Genomic DNA, 17468 nt, shown 5'->3' with positions numbered 1-17468 from the left:
AGGAATCGTTCGGCCGCACTCGATAAAATATTGCCAGTATTACTTTGTGATGATGTGAGCATGGTGTGTTGTCTCCGGTTACGTTGTTGTCTCCTTCGCTAAGGCGGGGAGTGCTCAAGGGGGCGGCCGACCGGGAGTGTTGCGGTAGCCGTCAATGAATCGCTCGACGGTCTCAACGCCAGTGAGTGTGACGATGGTCGCGCCACAGTCGGCAAGGAGGCGGACGACGTCTTCCAGTTGCTGCATAGAGCGACCCAGGCGCGAGTAGTCCCACACCACGACGTAGGCGGCATCACGCTGCCGGGCAAGGTCTTCGAGTAGGTGAAGCAGTGCGGTTTGGCGGTTTAAGAGCGCTGGACTCCCCACGTCGGCGTACTCACGGGTGATCTGTAGGCCATGCTTTTCAGCAATACGCTTGCAGCCGTTGCGCTGGTGGTCGAGGGTTCGCGCGTCCTCTGGGCGATCAGAGGCAATGCGTAGATATATGACAGCGCGGTTCTTATGTGTACGTCGTGAGTTCATTTCGTGGCTTTCTATTCGTTTGTTTGATTAACCTTTCATTTCGGATTTTCTCAGGGTTCCTTGACTGTGCCAAGAAAGGCCAGGCTGTCCTTGGGGTTGAATCGAGGGTTCATCTCCGTCGTGGGTGTGCTGTGGTTATTGCAGCATGGCTGTTAATTCTTAACGTCCATGGCGTCACATTGAACGGTTCTCTTTTGCCTCGCGATGAGCAAAGTTGTGTGAGCCACAGGTAGCGCAGTGAGCGCGCTACCTGTGGCCGGGTGCCGCTACTCCTGGGTGGAGCTGCGGCGGCTGCGGGTCGGCTTGGACTTCTCGTCCGTCGCCGGCTCCGCGGTGGCGTCGTCCTCCGGGCTTGCCTCTCCGAACAGTCCTTCGATCGCCGCCTTGCGGGCGGCGGCCTCCTGCTCGATCTCGGCCAGGGCCTCAGCGGCCCGCTGGTTGAAGTCGGGTTCTGACCGCTTGTGCGCGACGTAGAACTCGACTGCTCGCAGCACGGCCACGCTCAAGTTGATGCCGTCGAGCTGTGCGACCAACGCGAACTGTGCGTGAAGGCCTGGCGGCAGCTTGATGCCCAGAGTTTTGACGCCGTTTTTTCCGGTGGGATCAGTCACGACTGATCGACCTCCTCGGTGTGGTGTGACCGCCCATGTCCGCGGAATACGGAAAACGTGGTGAGCAGCCACAGGCCACCGAGGAGTGGCCTGCCGGGGCGTCAACGGAGGAAAACATGCGTCTTGCCGTCATGGCCCGTGGCGACGTCCCAGCTCAGGGCACCCTCGCTCGCCATCGTGGCGTAGTCGATAGTGACGTAGCGGCGTAGGAACGGATCGGTGATGGCCTCGTCAAGGACGCGTGGCCATTCCAGGTCTTCGGCCGTCTCCCGCGCCCAGTCCTCGGGGGTGTCGTAGCTGCCAACGTAGAACGCTTCGAACTGCTCGATGGTGGTGTCGTGGCCGGTCTCCGCGAGACCGACGTACGCGGCGAAGGCGGCCCCGTAGCCGTCGATGCCGCGCGCCAGGCGGGAGATCGTCACCGTGTCGGTGTGCTCACCGATGTCGAGGCCTGCGAAGCCGTCTGTGTCGTGGATCGCCCACTCCCGGGCACCGACCGTCGGGGAGCTGTCGAGCATGGCGGCGATGTTGGCGTCAAGCTCGTCGGCTTCTTGGTTGGCGTCGATCCACTGCCCGTGTTGGATGCCGTGGTTGTGGCTGGCGAGGTCGGCCACGTAGACGCGCGGCTCAGAGCGAGGCCGGCGCTCGACGGTGTCGTCGGCTCCGGCCTCGGCGACGGCTGGCAAGGCCGGGGTGCCTTCAGGTGGTTCTTCGGTTGGCCACTGGTGTCCGGTCGCCATCTGGTTTTGCACGAAGTGTTCGAACTCGATGAAGGTCTCGGCGTCCTCGGGGCGCATGCCGAGTTCAATGAGATGTTCGAAGTTCGTCCGGTCGCGTCGACGCTCTCTGGCCGTGTCGACGCGCGCGTTCTCGATGTGGGCCTGGGCTTCCGGGTCGTCGGTGCCGTAGCTGTTGACCTCGGGGGGTTGTTCACCTCCGTGTGGGTTGTGGGGTTGCTGTTCCATGGACTTTCTCCTCCTTACGTGTTGTCGGTTGCTTGCTTGGTGGGGGTCGGCTGGCGCAACGCGCGCCGATCAGCCAGGCGCGTCTCGGCCAGAGCCGCGTACTCCGGGTTGAGCTCGATCCCCAGCCAGTCACGGCCATACGTTTCGGCGGCGATGGCGACCGTGCCCGCGCCCATAAACGGGTCGAGCACGCGACCAGGGCGCCATCGTCGGTGCCCACAGGCTGGCCGCAGCGGCCCGGTGGCGAGCTTGCGGCCGTTGATCACCTGCCCGGCTCGTTGCCACGGGGTTCCGCAGTCGGTGCAGACCCGCGCCGGACAGGTGCTGAGCAGCGGGCGGCGCACCAGTTCGGCAGGGAAGGTCGCGAAGTGGGCACCCCGGTAACTGGCGGTGGCGAGCCGCCAGACGTCGCCGGGGTTCTTGCCGAGCGGGTGACTCTCACGGCCGCTGGCTTTCATGCCAGCAAGGCCCTGGTTGAGGTCGACACGGGGGGACATACCGTTGCCAAGCGTCGGAACGGCGGCGCGAGGTGGGTAGGTCGCACGCGTCAGCCGCTTCACCGCCGGCGCGGCTGGACCGGTCGGCTCACGGATGGTGTCGAGGTCGAAGTGGTAGCGCGGCGCCCGGGTGAAGAAGTAGACGAACTCATGCGTGGTGGTCAGCCGGTCGGTGACCGAGGACGGCATGGGGTTGGTCTTCGACCAGATGATTTGGTTGCGCAGCAGCCAGCCGGAACTGGTCAGGCGGAGGGCGACGCGCTGCGGCGCGAGCAGCAGGCTCTTCTTAGCGGCCCCGTCCTTGACTGTGCGGGCGTAGCTGTCGCCTAGGTTGAGCCACAGGCTGCCGGTGGGCGTGAGCACTCGGGCGAACTGGTCGGCCAAGCTGGCGATCTCATCGGCCCAGGCGTCGACGGTGGCTTCGGCCCCGACCTGGCCGTCGTGTCCGTAGTCTCGCAGCGCCCAGTACGGCGGGCTGGTGATGATCGTGTCCACTGATGCGTCGGGAAGTTCGGCCAGCCGGGTACGGGCGTCGCCGATGAGGATCCGGTTCAGTGGCAGGTCTTCGGACGGGCTCATGAGGCACCCCCTTCGGCTGGAATCTGGGTGAGGGACTGGATGGCCTCGGAGGTCAAACAGACTGAGAACAGGGCGCGAGCTTCGGCGGGAAGCCGCCCGATGCAGTGCGCGATGCCCTGCAGGCGCGCGGTGGTGGGAACGAGCCACCAGACCAGCGGGAACATGCCCCGGGCCTGCTGTTCGACCCCGGTGCGGAAGTAGTCGAGGTAGACCCTGCACTTGCGGGTGATGGTGGGCAGGCTTTCAGTGGCTTGGTCGACCTCGATGAAGCTCGCCAGTTCGTACTCCCCGACGCCGAGCCGGGCGTAGGCATCGGGCTTGAGCACGCGCTGCTGTCCGGCGCTGCCGCCAAACCAGCGCCAGCAGCCTGGTTCAGCCCGTAGCTCCTCGATCTGGCAGAGGCCGGCGCGTTCGTGCTCGCGCAGCTGTACGACAAGCTCGCCAATGGCCAGGACGTGCGACTGAAACGCCAGCTTGGTCGGATCCACTCCACGGTGGCGTCGCGGAGCTGCCGTATCGAGGTCAAGGACGGCGTGACCGAGCCCGCTGAGCCCGTAGATGTGGCCTTCGGAGCCTGCCCGGAGACCGCCGACCCGACGTGAGAGCCGCACGACCAGGTGCCAGTCGGTCAACCTGGCGAGCGCGGCCCTCACCTTGCGGGCCTGGGTGGCCAGCGACTCACCGGGAAAGTGCAGCCGCCGTAGCTGCGCGCCGCTCATCAGCCGGAAGTCGCGCAGGCTCCTGAGGATGGCGACGTCACGCTGACTGAGCCGCTCGGCCAACCGCCCGGCGCGGGCTCGGGCACTCATCGGAGACCTCCGGGAGTGGCAGAGTGTCGGCGGCGCTTGGGTCGTGTCTGCGCTGGTCGGGGCGTTTCCAGCTCGACGCGACCGGTAGGGCGAGCGGTAGCCCCGCTCGTCCTCCTCATGATCGCCTCCGACGTGCGCCGATCGGTGCGTCGGGTGCGGTCTCACCGCCTTGCCAGCGCTTGAGGATGGTGACGTCCAGCTCATCGGGCGGCACGCCGAAACGCTCAGCACTGGCGCGTCGAAGCGTGTCGCCGTTGCCGGTGACGGCGCCGAGTGGCGGCGTGGCGACCGCGAACGCCTGGCTTGGCGCGCCGTCGATCAGCACCCGCACGGCGGCGTGGAAGGCAGGTAGTCGCTCGAGGTCTTCAGGGGTGACGGGGTCGCCGAGGACGCGTGCTAAGACCCGGCTGTCGCCCTCGGCTGGCCTGAACACGACGCGGGTACGGATAGCGGCGAGTACAGCCGTGCGGAGATTCGGGCTGAGTTGATCAAGGTGCTGGTGGGCGACAGTGAAAGGCACGCGGGCCCCACGGGAGCGGGCGAACACGTCGGCGAAGTCGAGGGCTCCGGCGAACGTCTGGAACTCGTCCACCACCACCGAGACGGGCCGTCGCTTGCGCTCGGGCAGTGTTGTTTGCCGCTGGATAGCTTCCCATAGCTGGTTCAAGATCAGCGCGCCGATGATCTGGCTGGTGCCGGAGCCGATCGCTCCGGCGTTCAGGTTGACCAGTAGCACGGTCGGCCGCTCAAACACCGACGCCAGGTCGAACCGCGGTGCGGCCTGCCCCAGCAGCCGCCGGATACCGGGGCGGCTGGTGAAGACCCGGAGCTTGTTGCCGATAGGCGCCACCACTTGCATGCGCTCGGCCTCGCTCAAGCCGTCGAACCACGCCACCCAGGGCGCGATGATGAGCGGGTCGCCGACCTGCCCCACCACCCTGCGGCGGAAGCCCGGGTTGGTGAGCAGCGGCATGACGTCGGTGAGCGTGCCGTCCGGCAAGCGCGCCGCCATGATCAGCGCGTGGAGCAGCACGTCGGCCGAGCGTGGCCCGATGGCGGTGCCGAACAGCTCGCGGAAGACGTGCAGCAGCGAGTCAGCCCGCCGCTCGGCGTCGCTACGGCTCCCGGCGAGCGGGTTGAAGCCGACGACTGGCCCGTCGGCGGCCGGGTCGATCACGACGACGTCGCCGTGACGTGCAATCGGCATCCGTACCAGGACGTCGACCACCAGGTCGCCCTTGGGCTCGATGATCACCAGTGAACCGCCCGCCTGTGCCTCACCGAGACTCCAGGCCGCCAGTAGGTTGGACTTGCCGACCCCGGGCGGCCCGATGACATGGGTTCCGGCCGCGTAGCTAGACACCGGCATCTGCACCAGCGCCCCTCGGCTGGCCGGATGGGTACTGATACCGAGCGGGCGGGCCGCGGTGGCTTTGGCGTCAGGCTCTGGACTACGCAGCAGGCCGGCGGGCGGCGGAGCGAATCCAGTCGGGCCACCCGGCACATCAAGTCCGGTGATGCTCCACCCCAGCAGGACGGCCAGCTCGGCGGCGTTCACCATCCCTGGCCAGGTGCGAGCACGTCCCATCACCTGGATGAGCTGCGTCGCGGTGCGGCTGGACTGCTGGGAGGCGCGCATACGGGACTGGTTGCCGTTGGCAAGCGACAGCGCCGAGAGGACGGGACGCAGCAGCGCGCCTGCCCAGCGGGGTTCAGCGGCAACCGCCCCGAGACGGCCTCGGACACCAAACAGTGGTTCGGCCACCTTCTGTTTCCAGGCCTGGCGATCTCCGGCGTCGGGTTCGCGCGGGGTGGTAAAGCCCAGGAGATCAAGCGGTGTTTGTTCAATGGGCTGGCGCACGTATCGGTGGCTGGGGCCCACCACCCACTGCACGACGAGGGCTTCGCCGTCGCGGAGTTGATCGCGGGCCTGCATGATGCCCGCGGTGACCCCGTCCGCCGTGTCGGTCCGCAGTGGGTACGCCAAGCTGGTGAAGCGCAGCTCGCGGGCCGTGATGGGCTCGGGCCGCTGCGGCTCGTCCACCGGCGTCAGCGTCAGACCGGGCAGCTGTGACAGCATCGACCCGCGCAGCGTCCGGGCGATACGTGGCTCGATGCCGACGAGCCAGCGCACGCCCTCCGGCCGGAGCCATGTCTCGAAGACCACGACCGGCTGCAACTTGCGCACGCCGTAGTGGCTGCGGCCCGCCAGCACCCGCACCAGCGCCGTGACCTCGGTGACTGACGTCTTACGCGGTGGCACCGCCTCAAACCAGCGCAGCTCAATCATGGGCACGCCCCGCCTGCGGGGTGTCCGCGGACTGGCTGCCGGAGGTGTCTGACGGCGGTCCAATTAACTGCCGGGCAAGGGCGATACATGCCCGGGCCAGCTTGCGGAGCGCTGGATGAACTTTTTCCTCCGCTATAACGTTGACAGGTGTCTCCGATGACTCGGACATAGAAAAACCTCCTTTCGAAGAGGCTCGAAACGAGGGGGATGCACATAGTAAACACACCTTGCACTTGACAAGCAAATGCAGTTGGCATGTAATGGAAGTGCATCCCCGATTCGTTTCGAGGGATGTGTTAGTTCGGTGAGTCGCGTTTTTGCGTTAAAGGTTGCAAGCTTGGTCCTGGTCGATCAAGTCATGCACAAACGTTGCGCGGCTCACTATGATTAATTTTGCGGGTCACGCTATACATTTACAAGTAATTTAGGTCATTTAACAACACCGATCGGTACCGTCTGACCCCTGGATTGCCTCCGTTGGAACGTGAGTGTCACATCATCGGCTGACGTGGTGTTCGGGTGCTGCAGTCACTGATTGTTGCAACTCGCGCCAAGCGTGCCGCAACGCGATACCGAGTCGCCTATATCCCTCTTCGCGGTCCTGTCGGGCGCGTTCTTCATCCTCAAACACAAGTTGCTTTCGAGTGCGTCTGGGCATAGCTATCCCGTCTGATGAATAGCGAAATAACGTGAAGTATTCTTAAGGACCTACTTGCGATGCTTGCCGAACATCACCGCGTAGATGCCGATGAGCACGACGAGCGGCACCATCAGGGGGATGAGCGCCTGCACAACACTCGCCGCCACATACACGGCGCCAGAGAGCACGAGCACCCCGACCGCCAGGCCGATCAAGCGACCGGCTAGCGGCGGCCGGGGTGCATCGTCGTCACGCTTGAGCCAAGAAATCACGGCCCTTCGAGTTCCGCCTGCTCCCGCAGGGCTTCGCAGGCCACAGCGATCATGGCCCGCCTGGTCACGTACGCGGACTGGTGAAGCAGCGCTACTGTGTCCCGCACGGCCAGCTCGACCTTGACGGATTCGGGCAGGACGTCAACTCGGGCCCGTCGCCGGAGAAGCATCCCGAGAGTCATGACGAGCGCACCTCCGATAAGAGTGATGATGTTGGACAGGTTGCCGTAGAACGCGACTGTGTCTTGCAGGTTCATCACTGACTCACCGCCCGAACCGGGCGATGGCCACGCCTGCCGCGAGAGTGTGCTGGTCGATGAGGTGCTTGATCCGCCCCTCAGCCAACGGCGCCACCTGGAGCAACTGCTCCTCCAGGGCAGACAAGGCGGCCACAGTCTGCACAGCCTCGGTCGTTACATATCCGCGTGCCTGCTCAACGGCAGCCGCCCGGAGGGTGGCGACCTTCACCACGTCCAGGTGCGTGGCCAGCTCGCGCTCGGCCCGCTTGGACAAGGCGCCGGTGCCAGATACAAGGTCAATCACGCCCGACGAGCGTGGCGTGAGGGATGATGACATGTTCTTGGTCTCCTCTGTCCTTCAATCGGGCCCACTTGACCCGCCTGAACGAAGGATGGGCGATCCACCAGCGAAGACCCAGGCTTTGTCTCCTGGTCGGCTTAGACTTGTCCGGACAGACCTCGGACAGGGAGCGGACAACCATGACATCAGACGAGGTGCTGGCCCGTCAGCTCGTTGAAGAACTCAAGGAGCTGCGGAAGGCGACCGGTGCCGATCCGGTGCGGCTCATGAGCCAGAAAACCTTGACTGAACATTTAGACGGAGTTGGGAAGCCGCTACAGGCACGGGAAAGACTCAGAGACCTGATCTACCTGATCACGGAGAACGACGAACGGGTGGCGGTTCTCAATGCTCTTGGCCTTGCGTCGACACCTCCCGGCGTCAAGGAAAAGCGCAACCTGACGGAGCGACGAAATACGCTCGCTGACACGAAAAAGATGGGTGTCGAAAAGTCAGTCGAGCGGCGCGAAAACAGCGGCTTCGAGGCTCTAGCCCTCATCATCTTGGAACAGTCACCTTTACAGCCCGACGCCCAGGGAAACAGGTTGGTATCTTCCGCGCAGCGCATCGCCGACCTTGAACTGACTGTCTCCATGCTGGGTCGGATCATCTATTCCCTCATGAACGACCTGCCGGAATGGAGACAGGGAAGAATTGATGAGTCAATACGGACTGACTTGGAGTCATACGAACTCAGTCTTGCGAAAGTGGTCTGGCGCGGCTCGGACAATGGCAAGGCAGCCATCTCAATGTTTGCTGACGACTTAACCGAGAAGCTCAATGACCAGGAGATCAATCCTCTGGCAATGCTGGAGCACTTGCGGACTCCGAAGCCGATAAACTTATCTCGGCGCAAACCAATTGATTCAGATAGCGAAACTCCTGGCTCGCTCGACGAGGTCGATGACGCTGAAGTCCCAGAGAGGGATCGCTAGCCGGCTACCCGGGCTTGAATAATTGCGTTTAGGTTGCAAATGTGTTATAAATAGAGTAATCGCATTTAGCGATCGTACTGTGCCCTTGTGTCTTCGGATACAGCACTCTGTCCACTTGCATAGCTGGTGGTGTGCCGTATCCGAATCGACGCGAAAGAGGCACACCAAATGTCGGAATTTGAATTCAAAGGCACGATCTACACCGATCTGGCAGACTCGCTGCGTAGCCAGGGATTCGAGGCTGGAGCTGAGGCCGGAAACGTTGTTTTCACGTCCATGCCGGACTTCACCGTCGAGGACATGAAGGCCGCCGCCTTCGACACCCGCCACAGCAACCCCAAGACCATCCCCGTCAAGCTGCACCGACTCGGCACTGTCCAGGTCGCCATCACCACACTGCGGCTGACGTTCCAGGAACGGGACGACGAAGAGGTCACCGGCTATTACGAGACCCCGAACTGGTACCTGGAAGGCTGGATCGTGGATGGAACATCGACGCATCACGACCAGCGTGTCCGAGCCTACGTCTACTCGGACGGCCCGAACGAGACCGTAATGGTCGAAGAAGTAGAGGCGCAGGTCATCCCCGAGAGGCCGCACCCGACCGCTCACATTCGCTACGCTCGCGAGTCCCGCTGATCCAAAGCAATATCCGACATCATCACCCCGCACTGATAGCGAAGAACACCACCGTGTCCGCTATCGGTCGCGGGGTGTTCTTCGTTTCTAGTCTTGTACTGCCACTGCTTTCTAAGGACGGGGAGTCTCTGGGTGACTGCGCCGAGTGAGAGCGTCAGAGTCCCTCGTCTGGAGGGCATAACGACGGCCCGTCAGCCATCGCTTGACCGGTAAGCGGTGGCGGTGGCTAACGGGCCTCGACCTGACTTACGCCCCTGCTGCTACGCCTCGCGCCGTGTCATACAGCCACTGCCGGAAGTCCGGCTCGCTCGTGTAGACGGTCGGCGATTCGCCGGGCAGTTCGGCTGCCGCGCGGCTGCACGAGCCGACCAACTGAGCCGTACCATCCCGGTTGAACTTCACCGCGGGGCTGCCTGAGTCGCCGGGACCAGGGCCGTCCGTGCCGTGCGGGTTGTTCGTGCAGATCTCCCCGGCGGACTGCCCGACCTCAGCGCACTTGATCGGCGGAAGCACCTTGGTGTCGAGCTGCTGGAGCCGGGTCGGCAGGTTCGGCGAGCAGTCGGGCGAATCGACACCCCAGCCGTACAGCCTGATCCGGTCACCCGCCTGAGCCGCCCGACCAGCCAGCTGGATCGGCTGCTTGTTGACGGGGTGGTCCAACTTGAGCATGGCGATGTCGTCAACCGGCGTGGTCATCCCCCAGTGCCACCCGGGGTGAACGACCACCTGAACCACGTTCGCGGTCTCACCTCCGGTAGTCCGGTCCTTGGAACCGACGCGCACCTTGAACTGCTTCTCTTCCGTGGGGATCGGCTGCGGCTGCTGGCATCCGTTCGCGTTGAAAAGCTTCGCCTTCATGAGCGCCTGCGGCGGCATGTCCGTCACGCAGTGGGCGTTGGTGGCCACCCACTCGCGGAAGACGAGCGAGCCGCCACACGTGTGGCTGTTGATGCGGCCGTACTTCGGGGCATCGAACTGGAGCGACACCATCCAGCTGGTGTTACCCATCGCCCCGGTGCCGCCGACAATGTTGGGCTGGACGGCTGCCGTGGCCGGGCTTGCGCCAAGCAGGCCGGACAAGCCAGCCAGAGCAGCCACGGACGCAATAACGGTCTTTTTCACTGGTTCCTTTCGGTTGTTGCGGATGATGCTTTCCCCGTTCCTCCAGCGGTATGTCGGGTACCGCCGGAGGAAGACTGTGGCTACAGGCGGCGTAAGCCCTCGATGACTCGCCGCATGACGTCGGTATCCGGGCGAGGGTGCGGTATCGGCTTGCGCGTGTAGCCGCGAATCCGCTTCGGAAGTGACAAGTCCCCCGTAAACTGGCCGTCTTGCAGCGGGTCGGGTTGCAGCGGGCTGCGCGGGAGCTTGGGCATGACGTGAGTGATTTCGGTAGCCAGGTCCCGCTCAACACGCCTGCGGATACCGGCGACCGACCGTTGTCTGTAGCGGCGAAGGAACTTTCGCCGTCGACGATTGCTTTCGTGCTCGCTGTAGACCCAGACTGCTATCGCTACCACGGGCACAGCGACCACGACGAGCGAGAAAAGCCCCCAGCCGTTCATGAGCGGTGCGGGTCGTCCGGTGGCTCGCGCAAGGCGTGGCGGGCGCCGGCTGGCCGGGCAGGTTCCAGCTTGTCGGCGTAGAGCGTCAAGGCGTCGGCCAGCACTTTCAGCAGGCCGCTGCATTCGCGCAGTTCGTCCGCGGTAACGACGTTAATATTGAAGCGGGCGGCGACAATCTTGAGGTTGGCACCGGTGTGGCCGATCAGCTCACCGAGGCTCGACCGTGATTCACTCATGCTGTGGAACCGTTTCTTGGCTGGTGGCGTGTTCGTCGAGCAGCGTGGCCAGTCCGCGCAGTAGCCCGGCGTACTCGCGTTGTTTGGCCGGTGTCATCTGGCGTGCCATGAGGGCGTTGGCCACGGGTTCGGCGTGCTGGCTGACCGCCCGCAGGGACTCGACCAGCGTCACGAAGTCGTCACTCATGTGGCTCGCCCCCTCACGCCGCTGCAGGCGGTGGGTCGTCTGGAGGTGAGTGCGGGGCGTGCTCGCTGGCGTTCACGAAACGCTGCGTGAAGCGGTGGACGAGCTCGCCGAGCGCGGCCAGCAGATCCCCGAACATCGCCAGCTCGGGCCGTACCGTCGGGCTGGTCGGGATGCGGCTGGAGATGTCCAGCACCTGCGCGGACGAATGCTGCTGTTCGTCGTACATGGAGGCGTGCACGCGCAGGATGTTCGCCAGCTCGCTCAGGTAGTCGGCGTAGTCCCGTTCGTCCTGCGGCGAACGGACCCCGATGTGCAGTTTGGTGGCGAGCGCATCCGTGCCTCGGCTGGTGGCTTGCAGCCACTCGACGAGGACGATTGTTTCAGGGCTCGGTGTGGTCATAGCGCCGTCCCACTGCCAAGGTCATCGGCCAGGACGCGCAGCACCGCACTCGTCCGGCGGACTTCCGCGACCAGCTGCCCGGCGACGTCCTCCAGGTCGGACAGGTGGCTGTGGTCGATGACCAGCCCGTAGGCGGTTTCCGGTAGGCGAAGGGCATCGAGGAAGCCGGCGAGCCCTGGACGTGTAGTACTGGCGCTGTCGTAGCCGTTGTCCCGAAACACCACGCCGAGCCGCCACCCGGCCGCGGTGCACCAGGCCTCCAGTAGGTCGGCACAGGCCGTGACGTAGCCGATGTCGCGCTCATCGCTGCGGACGTAGCCGTACGCCAAAACCGGCAGCTCGGACACCGTCGCTTCGCCGGGTGCGGTCTCCAACTTCGTCGTCAAGGCGCGGAGCTGGGCGAAGTCACTCATGGGCCGCCTGCTCCCTGAGGCGCAGGCCAATCCGGACTTGGTCGCATGGCCAAGGCTGCATGCAACACAGACACATCGACGCACCGGGCACCGTGCGATGAAGCGCAAGATATATCCACGCCAAGGTGTTCCATAGCCGCCTGTTGGCTGCGGCCAGAGAACTGTTGTCGGCGCCGGCGACATCCGATGTTTTTGGGCAGCCGTCAGCCGTAGCGGTATTGCTCGTCATGGGGATTTCCTTCAAAAGGTGCAGTGCGTCAGTGGTCAGGCGACCTAGCGCACAGGGTTGAACTCGCTCATCAGGTCAGTACCTCATCCGGCATCAGAAGCGTTTTTAGCCGGTCACGGATGACTGCCGCGGACTGCTCTGGTGGTCGGCTGCTGCAGTCCACGCGTAACACGTCGAAGCCCGCGTCAACCAGCGCGTTCGTGGCGTCGCGGTAGTAGCGCACTTCGACGTGGCTACTGTCGGGCGCCAGCTGGAAGCGGTTGTGTGGGCCGCGCTCGCTCAGTCGCTCGGCGATCACGTGGGGGTCGGCTTCGAGGATGACCGTGAGGTCCGGTCGCTCGACCTCCTCGTTGAGTTGCCAGAGGAACACGGGGTCAACGCCGTCGAAACGCTGCACGACCAGCCCGGAGGCGATGTAGCGGTCCGAGATGACGATGTGCCCGGACTTCAGGTGCGGCCTGATCTCCGTCTCGACATGGTGGTATCGGTCGGCCGCGTAGAGGCAGGCCAGCGCGTTGCCGGTCACGGTCTCGGTCAGCTGCGAGGCCAGGGCTCCGATCAGCCCGGTTGATGGTTCGGCCGTGACGCAGACGTGTTCGCCCTGCGCCACCAGCATCTGAGCCAGGTGCCGGACGATCGTGGTTTTCCCGGCACCGCCCGGTCCGTCGACGCTGACGAACAGGCCGTGCTTGCGATCAGAAGAGGGCTGGATCGTCATCACGGCTCCCTCCTGGCGGCTGATCCCTGAGTTCGTCGAGCGCCCGCCGGCCTGCGAGGTGGACGAAGAGCCGGGCTGTGACGATGGCGTCGTACGTCGCCCGGTGCGGCTGATCCTCGCCACCGAGGCCGTGAGCGAGATCGAACGCCTCGACCAGTGCGCCGAGCTTGTAGGTAGTGCGGCCGGGCAGTAGACGCCGGGCGAGTTTGAGCGTGTCGAAGACCTCAGGGCACTCCCAGTCGCCGAGCTTGCGCTGCAGCACGCCGACGTCAACGTGGGCGTTGTGCGCGATCAGGGCGGAGGCGTCGAGCGCCTTGCGCACGTCGGCCTCGATGTAGCCGAACACCGGAGCGTCGGCGACCTGCTCGTTGCTAATGCCGTGGATGCGGCGGGCAAAGTGGCTGATCGGCTGGTCCGGCTTCACCAGCCAGCTTTTCGGCTCCCCGACGACGCCGGCCACGATCGGCACCGCTGCCAGTTCCAGCAAGTCGGGCGGCTGTTGGCCGTTGCCTTCGACATCGACGACGACGTAGTTGAGGCTTGTCCAGTCCGTCATGAGCTGGTGGTTCCCTTCCATCCGATGTCCGCGCGGCCGTGCCGGTTCGCGTGGTGCGGGTGGCGGGCGTCGTGGACCTGGAACTGAAGCGCGTGCTGCAGGAAGTAGCGCGGTTGCTCCACAGCCAGACCCGTCACCACGGCCGCCCGCTCGGTAATGTCTACGACCTGAAGGTGGTCAGCCTCGGGCAACACGCGGGCCACCTGGTGTACGTCTTCGCGAGCCGGTACACGGTGGGCGCTCGCGCACAGTTCGAGTTGGCTTAAGGGGCAAATGTCGCAGAGTTCCCGGACGCCATAGTGGCCGTTGTAGTCCGGCAGGCCGTGGGCGTAGCTAACCGCGCAGGAGGTTTTGCGGAACAAGGCCGACGAGTTCGAGAACGCATCGAGGACGCGCCGCTCCAGGGTCTCGGGCACGATCTTGCGGCGGGCCGTGTCCTCGTAGGGTTCCGGGATGCCGTTGGCCTGGTAGTACTCGGCGATCTGGTCGCGGTAGAACAGTCCAGTGAACACCGTGGCGTCGGCGTGCTTGCTCAGCTCGAACGCGGTCGCCAAGTGCTCATCGGTGTCGTTCAAGCCGGGAACGAGCGGGCGCCAGTACAGCACCGTGCGGTATTTCCGCAGCTCCGGGGCACTCATGAGCCTCAGGGAGTCGGCCGCGACGTGCGAGGGGTACGGTTCGATCTTCGGGTTGTCGATGCCCGAGTACGTAAACAGCAGCGTGACTTTCAGGTGCCGCAACTGGTTGAGACGGTCGATGTCGTACGGCTTCATTTGGTGCCGGCTGATGACGAGGACGTGGTTGGTCAGCTCACGCGCGTCGAGATCTTCGAGCACGGCGAAGGTGTGCGGGCGCACCTTCGGTAAGAACGGCTCGGTTGCCCGGTTGAACAGCTGGATCGGCGTGACGTGCGGCTGGAAGTAGCGGTGGTTGACCAGCTCGTCGACGGCCGCCGCGTCCGTCATCAGGGCTCGCGGTTGGTTCTCGTCCCACAGGCCGTAGGTGTGGCGGATGCAGTAGGCACACCCCAGCGGGCAGCCTTGGATGTGGTTGAGGCTCAAGCCGCTCTTGCGGTACTCGACTACCTCCCGGGCGCGCTCGGGCAAGCGAGCAATCTGGGCGGCATCGAGCAGCGGTACGGGTGTCGGCATGGGCACTTCTCCCAGGTCAGCGGGTGGCGTTCCTGGAGAGTAAGGAGATGACGACCGCGTCGCCAGAACATTTCTCGTTATTTCTCGAAATAAGAGGAGATAGACGAACGGACGAAATTACACGCCATTCTCGTCAAGCCCGTCGGCCTCGGCCGCCAGGTCTTCCATGACGCGGGTGATGACCGCGCGCGCAGCCGAGCCATAGGTGGCGATAGCAGCGTGGCTCTCGAAAATGTCGCTATACAGCTCGATCTCATGCGGCTGTCGAAGGTTCAGTTCCGCGGAGTATGTCTCTATCCTCACGAGGTCGCTGTTGTAGATCCAGAAGCTGTGGCGAGGATCGACCACGTACTGCGTATCAAATCCAATAATGCCGAGTCGGACGTTACGCAGCGACGTGAGCGACATCAGTCGGTCAAGCTGGCCGAGCATGACATCAAGCGAGCAGAGTCGGTTACGCAGCCCGGACTCGGTCAGGACAAAGTGAAAGCGTTTGTCTTGACGATAAAGCATTTCTTGACGCTGCATCCGTTTCTGCACGGCTTCGTTGATGTCGTTGGGCACCCTATGAACCATAATCGCCTGCGAGAAGCGGGCACGTGCATATTCAGGAGTCTGCAACAGACCTGGAACAGTCATGGGTTCAAACCCTCGGTACAACTTCGTCTGTTGGTCTTGTTCCGTCAGTTCAAGCTGATGCGACAGGAGCCCAGTCTTAAGAACACGCTGCCACTCGGCGTGTTGCACCTCAAGTGTGTGCAGCGAGGCAAGTAGGGCTTCAGCTTTACTTTCGGCGCCAGTGGCGCGCGTCCAGTCGAGGATGTCTTGATCAGTGGGCGACTGTCGACCATTCTCGATCTTGGAGACCTTGGAAGCAGGCCATGACAAATACTCCGCGAGCTGCTTACCGGTGAGGGCTGCCTGCTGGCGCAGCTCGCGGAGCCGTTTGCCTAGAGCGTTCCGTGCCTCATCAACGCTCGTAATTCCGTTGCTCATACTTGCTGGAAAACTCGTCTCGTGAGATCGCGCGGTGTCGGGCGACATCACGCCAGTAGTTGTGCTGGACGATAGTTGCAGGATCTTCGACGATCTCAGCGCCTGTAAACCGGTCATCCTCGCTGAAGTGCATCTTGACCAGCCGGCGGGAGTCGAACAGCCAGTAGTCATGTCTCGGCAGGTCGGCCACCTCGGCCTGGTCGCGAGTGAGGTAGCGGATGTCGTCACCTGCTTCACCAGCGAACAGCGCACCGCGCAGGCCAAACCGACTGTAGTCAGTCAGCGGCACACTCACCACCCGGACTCGTGAGAACTGGCGTCCTTCAATGGTCGCTTCCCGGATCATGTTCAGCCAGCCTTCAGACCACGAAAAGTCATCCAGCTCACCAGCCAGAAATCTCCGGAAGTGCTCAACTTCGCGCGGCGCGTTGTAGTGATCACGCACTTCGAGCCGATACGCCGTGTGCTCGAAGGTCTCGAAGAGCTTCGCGAACTCTGGACCTGGCTCGATGAAGGTCAGTTGTCTGTCCCCTTCTCCTGGGCGTAGCGGCGAGCGTAGAACTTCAGGACTTCTTCGGGGATCTCGATCAGGGTCTCGTGGTCGGGAACGGGGCCGACGTCAGCCAGGACCTGAGGGTCGATCACCTTCCAGCCCTGGGCGATGTAGGTCACCCGGTCAGTCCGGTCGGTGGCGAACAGCGTGGGCGACTCACCCTCATGCGACTCCGGGTCTTTGCCTAGAAATTTCGCGTGCATGGCACTCCTTGCTCAAAGTTGGCGAAACATTCGTCCCGTCCATGGTGGCGGAGGGTGGGGCGTGCGTCAACAGGACGGGCTCAGAGGGTTGTTGATCACGGGCGCGGACCCGCGCGCCTTCGCGCCGGAGAAGACTCCCGGTGTCAGGTGAGCCTATTCTCCATGACACTCTCGTTATGCCTGTCGTAACCTCTTGCAGGCATAGAATTGGCAGCTTTGGGGAGCATTGTCGAAAGGACGCAAGAAGGATTGCAAGAGCATTAATTGTGCTAGCAAAACTTGAAGTAAGGTCAGACCGACGCGAGTAACAACGAAGCTTATGGACAACCTCGCCCGTCAGCCACTAATAGTTCTTAAATGTTTTGTTTAGAATATCGCTTGATATGGAGGCTATCCATTAGCTAAGTTGCTCAATATGGTCAGATACCACAGCGTTATCGCCACGGCCGTTGCGGCACCTACCAGACTAAGTGATATAGCCATGTACGTAATCATCTTAGGTGCACCACCAAGCCATATGAAGAAAACAGCTACAGCTGCTAATACTGCATGGACGGCTGCAAAAGTCCAAAACGAACCTTGCGTGACAAAGTATGCGAGCACAACATACATCACCATGATAATGGCACACACAATTAGTGTGTTGCGCTGCCGTTCGGTGTACTTGTTTTTAACTGCTTTATTCTTGGTTTTTGAGTACATTAGTTCAGTATAAACATTTTGCTCAAGTTCGCACAAGTATCTCGAACGCAGGAATACTAATAATTGTTATTAGTTGATGTATAGTACGGCAAGAAAGCTATTACTAGTCCGATTGCAGACACGGCGCCAAGTATATTCAATATGATCATAGTACGTACAAGAAGCTTGGGGCAAGATTTGATGAATAATAGGGGTAATGTAATTAGTACAAGGATTATATG

23 protein-coding genes are annotated in these 17468 nt (G+C 62.8%); 2 read left to right on the top strand and 21 right to left on the bottom strand.

What is annotated here, in order from left to right; all coding sequences use genetic code 11:
- Positions 1 to 114 precede the first annotated feature (114 nt).
- The 9 genes from ACLJQZ_RS30025 to ACLJQZ_RS29985 all read right to left on the bottom strand — a co-directional run bounded on the left by ACLJQZ_RS30025 (position 115) and on the right by ACLJQZ_RS29985 (position 7761).
- Positions 115 to 522, bottom strand: a complete 408-nt coding sequence (locus ACLJQZ_RS30025) for a recombinase family protein (protein WP_410623222.1) — start codon at positions 520 to 522, stop codon at positions 115 to 117.
- A gap of 266 nt (positions 523 to 788) precedes the next feature.
- Entirely contained in the window at positions 789 to 1133 is a 345-nt protein-coding gene (locus ACLJQZ_RS30020) for a hypothetical protein (protein ID WP_410623221.1), read from the bottom strand.
- Positions 1134 to 1234: 101 nt separating this feature from the next.
- Positions 1235 to 2098 carry an antirestriction protein ArdA gene (locus ACLJQZ_RS30015; RefSeq protein WP_410623220.1) on the bottom strand — a complete coding sequence of 288 codons (864 nt, stop codon included), beginning with the start codon at positions 2096 to 2098 and terminating at the stop codon, positions 1235 to 1237.
- A 14-nt stretch (positions 2099 to 2112) separates the two neighbouring features.
- Positions 2113 to 3174 carry a DNA-methyltransferase gene (locus ACLJQZ_RS30010; RefSeq protein ID WP_410623219.1) on the bottom strand — a complete coding sequence of 354 codons (1062 nt, stop codon included), beginning with the start codon at positions 3172 to 3174 and terminating at the stop codon, positions 2113 to 2115.
- Positions 3171 to 3983 carry a replication-relaxation family protein gene (locus ACLJQZ_RS30005; protein WP_410623218.1) on the bottom strand — a complete coding sequence of 271 codons (813 nt, stop codon included), beginning with the start codon at positions 3981 to 3983 and terminating at the stop codon, positions 3171 to 3173. The genes ACLJQZ_RS30010 and ACLJQZ_RS30005 overlap by 4 nt, the downstream gene beginning before the upstream one ends.
- A 115-nt stretch (positions 3984 to 4098) precedes the next feature.
- The gene (locus ACLJQZ_RS30000) at positions 4099 to 6273 is read right to left on the bottom strand and encodes a type IV secretory system conjugative DNA transfer family protein (RefSeq protein WP_410623217.1); all 2175 of its coding nucleotides are present in this window, start codon (positions 6271 to 6273) and stop codon (positions 4099 to 4101) included.
- Between the two features lie 708 nt (positions 6274 to 6981).
- Positions 6982 to 7185 (bottom strand): hypothetical protein, encoded by a 204-nt coding sequence (locus ACLJQZ_RS29995; RefSeq protein WP_410623216.1) that lies wholly within the window; start codon positions 7183 to 7185, stop codon positions 6982 to 6984.
- The gene (locus ACLJQZ_RS29990) at positions 7182 to 7442 is read right to left on the bottom strand and encodes a hypothetical protein (protein ID WP_410623215.1); all 261 of its coding nucleotides are present in this window, start codon (positions 7440 to 7442) and stop codon (positions 7182 to 7184) included. The genes ACLJQZ_RS29995 and ACLJQZ_RS29990 overlap by 4 nt, the downstream gene beginning before the upstream one ends.
- A 7-nt stretch (positions 7443 to 7449) precedes the next feature.
- A complete protein-coding gene (locus ACLJQZ_RS29985; protein WP_410623214.1) occupies positions 7450 to 7761 on the bottom strand; it encodes a hypothetical protein in 312 nt (103 codons plus the stop codon).
- A gap of 143 nt (positions 7762 to 7904) precedes the next feature.
- Here ACLJQZ_RS29985 and ACLJQZ_RS29980 point away from each other — a divergent pair, with 143 nt between their 5' ends.
- On the top strand, positions 7905 to 8699 hold the full coding sequence (locus ACLJQZ_RS29980; protein WP_410623213.1) for a hypothetical protein: 795 nt from the start codon (positions 7905 to 7907) through the stop codon (positions 8697 to 8699).
- A 168-nt stretch (positions 8700 to 8867) separates the two neighbouring features.
- Positions 8868 to 9338: a hypothetical protein gene (locus tag ACLJQZ_RS29975; protein WP_410623212.1), complete on the top strand. Its 471-nt coding sequence runs from the start codon at positions 8868 to 8870 to the stop codon at positions 9336 to 9338.
- Positions 9339 to 9584: 246 nt separating this feature from the next.
- Here ACLJQZ_RS29975 and ACLJQZ_RS29970 read toward each other — a convergent pair whose 3' ends face one another.
- The 12 genes from ACLJQZ_RS29970 to ACLJQZ_RS29915 form a co-directional block, all read right to left on the bottom strand.
- Complete coding sequence (locus ACLJQZ_RS29970) at positions 9585 to 10460, bottom strand: S1 family peptidase (protein WP_410623211.1); 876 nt, start codon at positions 10458 to 10460, stop codon at positions 9585 to 9587.
- A gap of 439 nt (positions 10461 to 10899) precedes the next feature.
- Positions 10900 to 11139, bottom strand: a complete 240-nt coding sequence (locus tag ACLJQZ_RS29965; protein WP_410623210.1) for a hypothetical protein — start codon at positions 11137 to 11139, stop codon at positions 10900 to 10902.
- Positions 11132 to 11326 (bottom strand): hypothetical protein, encoded by a 195-nt coding sequence (locus ACLJQZ_RS29960; protein ID WP_410623209.1) that lies wholly within the window; start codon positions 11324 to 11326, stop codon positions 11132 to 11134. Before ACLJQZ_RS29960 ends, ACLJQZ_RS29965 begins: the two co-directional genes overlap by 8 nt.
- A gap of 13 nt (positions 11327 to 11339) precedes the next feature.
- Positions 11340 to 11726 (bottom strand): hypothetical protein, encoded by a 387-nt coding sequence (locus ACLJQZ_RS29955; protein ID WP_410623208.1) that lies wholly within the window; start codon positions 11724 to 11726, stop codon positions 11340 to 11342.
- Positions 11723 to 12139, bottom strand: coding sequence for a hypothetical protein (locus ACLJQZ_RS29950; protein ID WP_410623207.1), 417 nt, complete (start codon positions 12137 to 12139; stop codon positions 11723 to 11725). The genes ACLJQZ_RS29955 and ACLJQZ_RS29950 overlap by 4 nt, the downstream gene beginning before the upstream one ends.
- 299 nt (positions 12140 to 12438) lie before the next feature.
- A complete protein-coding gene (gene tmk / locus ACLJQZ_RS29945) occupies positions 12439 to 13086 on the bottom strand; it encodes a dTMP kinase (protein ID WP_410623206.1) in 648 nt (215 codons plus the stop codon).
- The gene (locus ACLJQZ_RS29940; protein ID WP_410623205.1) at positions 13064 to 13642 is read right to left on the bottom strand and encodes a PolC-type DNA polymerase III; all 579 of its coding nucleotides are present in this window, start codon (positions 13640 to 13642) and stop codon (positions 13064 to 13066) included. The genes tmk and ACLJQZ_RS29940 overlap by 23 nt, the downstream gene beginning before the upstream one ends.
- Positions 13639 to 14793, bottom strand: coding sequence for a radical SAM protein (locus ACLJQZ_RS29935; RefSeq protein ID WP_410623204.1), 1155 nt, complete (start codon positions 14791 to 14793; stop codon positions 13639 to 13641). The genes ACLJQZ_RS29940 and ACLJQZ_RS29935 overlap by 4 nt, the downstream gene beginning before the upstream one ends.
- A 117-nt stretch (positions 14794 to 14910) precedes the next feature.
- On the bottom strand, positions 14911 to 15789 hold the full coding sequence (locus ACLJQZ_RS29930) for a helix-turn-helix domain-containing protein (RefSeq protein WP_410623203.1): 879 nt from the start codon (positions 15787 to 15789) through the stop codon (positions 14911 to 14913).
- Positions 15764 to 16300 carry a DUF6879 family protein gene (locus ACLJQZ_RS29925; RefSeq protein ID WP_410623351.1) on the bottom strand — a complete coding sequence of 179 codons (537 nt, stop codon included), beginning with the start codon at positions 16298 to 16300 and terminating at the stop codon, positions 15764 to 15766. The genes ACLJQZ_RS29930 and ACLJQZ_RS29925 overlap by 26 nt, the downstream gene beginning before the upstream one ends.
- 5 nt (positions 16301 to 16305) lie before the next feature.
- The gene (locus tag ACLJQZ_RS29920; protein ID WP_410623202.1) at positions 16306 to 16545 is read right to left on the bottom strand and encodes a hypothetical protein; all 240 of its coding nucleotides are present in this window, start codon (positions 16543 to 16545) and stop codon (positions 16306 to 16308) included.
- Between the two features lie 390 nt (positions 16546 to 16935).
- The gene (locus tag ACLJQZ_RS29915) at positions 16936 to 17247 is read right to left on the bottom strand and encodes a hypothetical protein (RefSeq protein WP_410623201.1); all 312 of its coding nucleotides are present in this window, start codon (positions 17245 to 17247) and stop codon (positions 16936 to 16938) included.
- Positions 17248 to 17468 lie beyond the last annotated feature (221 nt).

Source organism: Amycolatopsis sp. cmx-8-4 (assembly GCF_046548675.1).
In the GTDB taxonomy this organism is placed as follows: Bacteria; Actinomycetota; Actinomycetes; order Mycobacteriales; family Pseudonocardiaceae; genus Amycolatopsis.
This window is presented reverse-complemented; position numbering and strand designations above follow the sequence as displayed.

What these genes read in the sequence shown, in the direction of transcription:
- ACLJQZ_RS30025 (WP_410623222.1), bottom strand. Translation starts at nt 522, where the DNA reads ATGAACTCACGACGTACACATAAGAACCGCGCTGTCATATATCTACGC.
- ACLJQZ_RS30015 (WP_410623220.1), bottom strand. Translation starts at nt 2,098, where the DNA reads ATGGAACAGCAACCCCACAACCCACACGGAGGTGAACAACCCCCCGAG.
- ACLJQZ_RS30010 (WP_410623219.1), bottom strand. Translation starts at nt 3,174, where the DNA reads ATGAGCCCGTCCGAAGACCTGCCACTGAACCGGATCCTCATCGGCGAC.
- ACLJQZ_RS30005 (WP_410623218.1), bottom strand. Translation starts at nt 3,983, where the DNA reads ATGAGTGCCCGAGCCCGCGCCGGGCGGTTGGCCGAGCGGCTCAGTCAG.
- ACLJQZ_RS30000 (WP_410623217.1), bottom strand. Translation starts at nt 6,273, where the DNA reads ATGATTGAGCTGCGCTGGTTTGAGGCGGTGCCACCGCGTAAGACGTCA.
- ACLJQZ_RS29990 (WP_410623215.1), bottom strand. Translation starts at nt 7,442, where the DNA reads ATGAACCTGCAAGACACAGTCGCGTTCTACGGCAACCTGTCCAACATC.
- ACLJQZ_RS29985 (WP_410623214.1), bottom strand. Translation starts at nt 7,761, where the DNA reads ATGTCATCATCCCTCACGCCACGCTCGTCGGGCGTGATTGACCTTGTA.
- ACLJQZ_RS29980 (WP_410623213.1), top strand. Translation starts at nt 7,905, where the DNA reads ATGACATCAGACGAGGTGCTGGCCCGTCAGCTCGTTGAAGAACTCAAG.
- ACLJQZ_RS29975 (WP_410623212.1), top strand. Translation starts at nt 8,868, where the DNA reads ATGTCGGAATTTGAATTCAAAGGCACGATCTACACCGATCTGGCAGAC.
- ACLJQZ_RS29965 (WP_410623210.1), bottom strand. Translation starts at nt 11,139, where the DNA reads ATGAGTGAATCACGGTCGAGCCTCGGTGAGCTGATCGGCCACACCGGT.
- ACLJQZ_RS29960 (WP_410623209.1), bottom strand. Translation starts at nt 11,326, where the DNA reads ATGAGTGACGACTTCGTGACGCTGGTCGAGTCCCTGCGGGCGGTCAGC.
- ACLJQZ_RS29955 (WP_410623208.1), bottom strand. Translation starts at nt 11,726, where the DNA reads ATGACCACACCGAGCCCTGAAACAATCGTCCTCGTCGAGTGGCTGCAA.
- ACLJQZ_RS29950 (WP_410623207.1), bottom strand. Translation starts at nt 12,139, where the DNA reads ATGAGTGACTTCGCCCAGCTCCGCGCCTTGACGACGAAGTTGGAGACC.
- tmk (WP_410623206.1), bottom strand. Translation starts at nt 13,086, where the DNA reads ATGACGATCCAGCCCTCTTCTGATCGCAAGCACGGCCTGTTCGTCAGC.
- ACLJQZ_RS29940 (WP_410623205.1), bottom strand. Translation starts at nt 13,642, where the DNA reads ATGACGGACTGGACAAGCCTCAACTACGTCGTCGTCGATGTCGAAGGC.
- ACLJQZ_RS29935 (WP_410623204.1), bottom strand. Translation starts at nt 14,793, where the DNA reads ATGCCGACACCCGTACCGCTGCTCGATGCCGCCCAGATTGCTCGCTTG.
- ACLJQZ_RS29930 (WP_410623203.1), bottom strand. Translation starts at nt 15,789, where the DNA reads ATGAGCAACGGAATTACGAGCGTTGATGAGGCACGGAACGCTCTAGGC.
- ACLJQZ_RS29920 (WP_410623202.1), bottom strand. Translation starts at nt 16,545, where the DNA reads ATGCACGCGAAATTTCTAGGCAAAGACCCGGAGTCGCATGAGGGTGAG.
- ACLJQZ_RS29915 (WP_410623201.1), bottom strand. Translation starts at nt 17,247, where the DNA reads ATGTACTCAAAAACCAAGAATAAAGCAGTTAAAAACAAGTACACCGAA.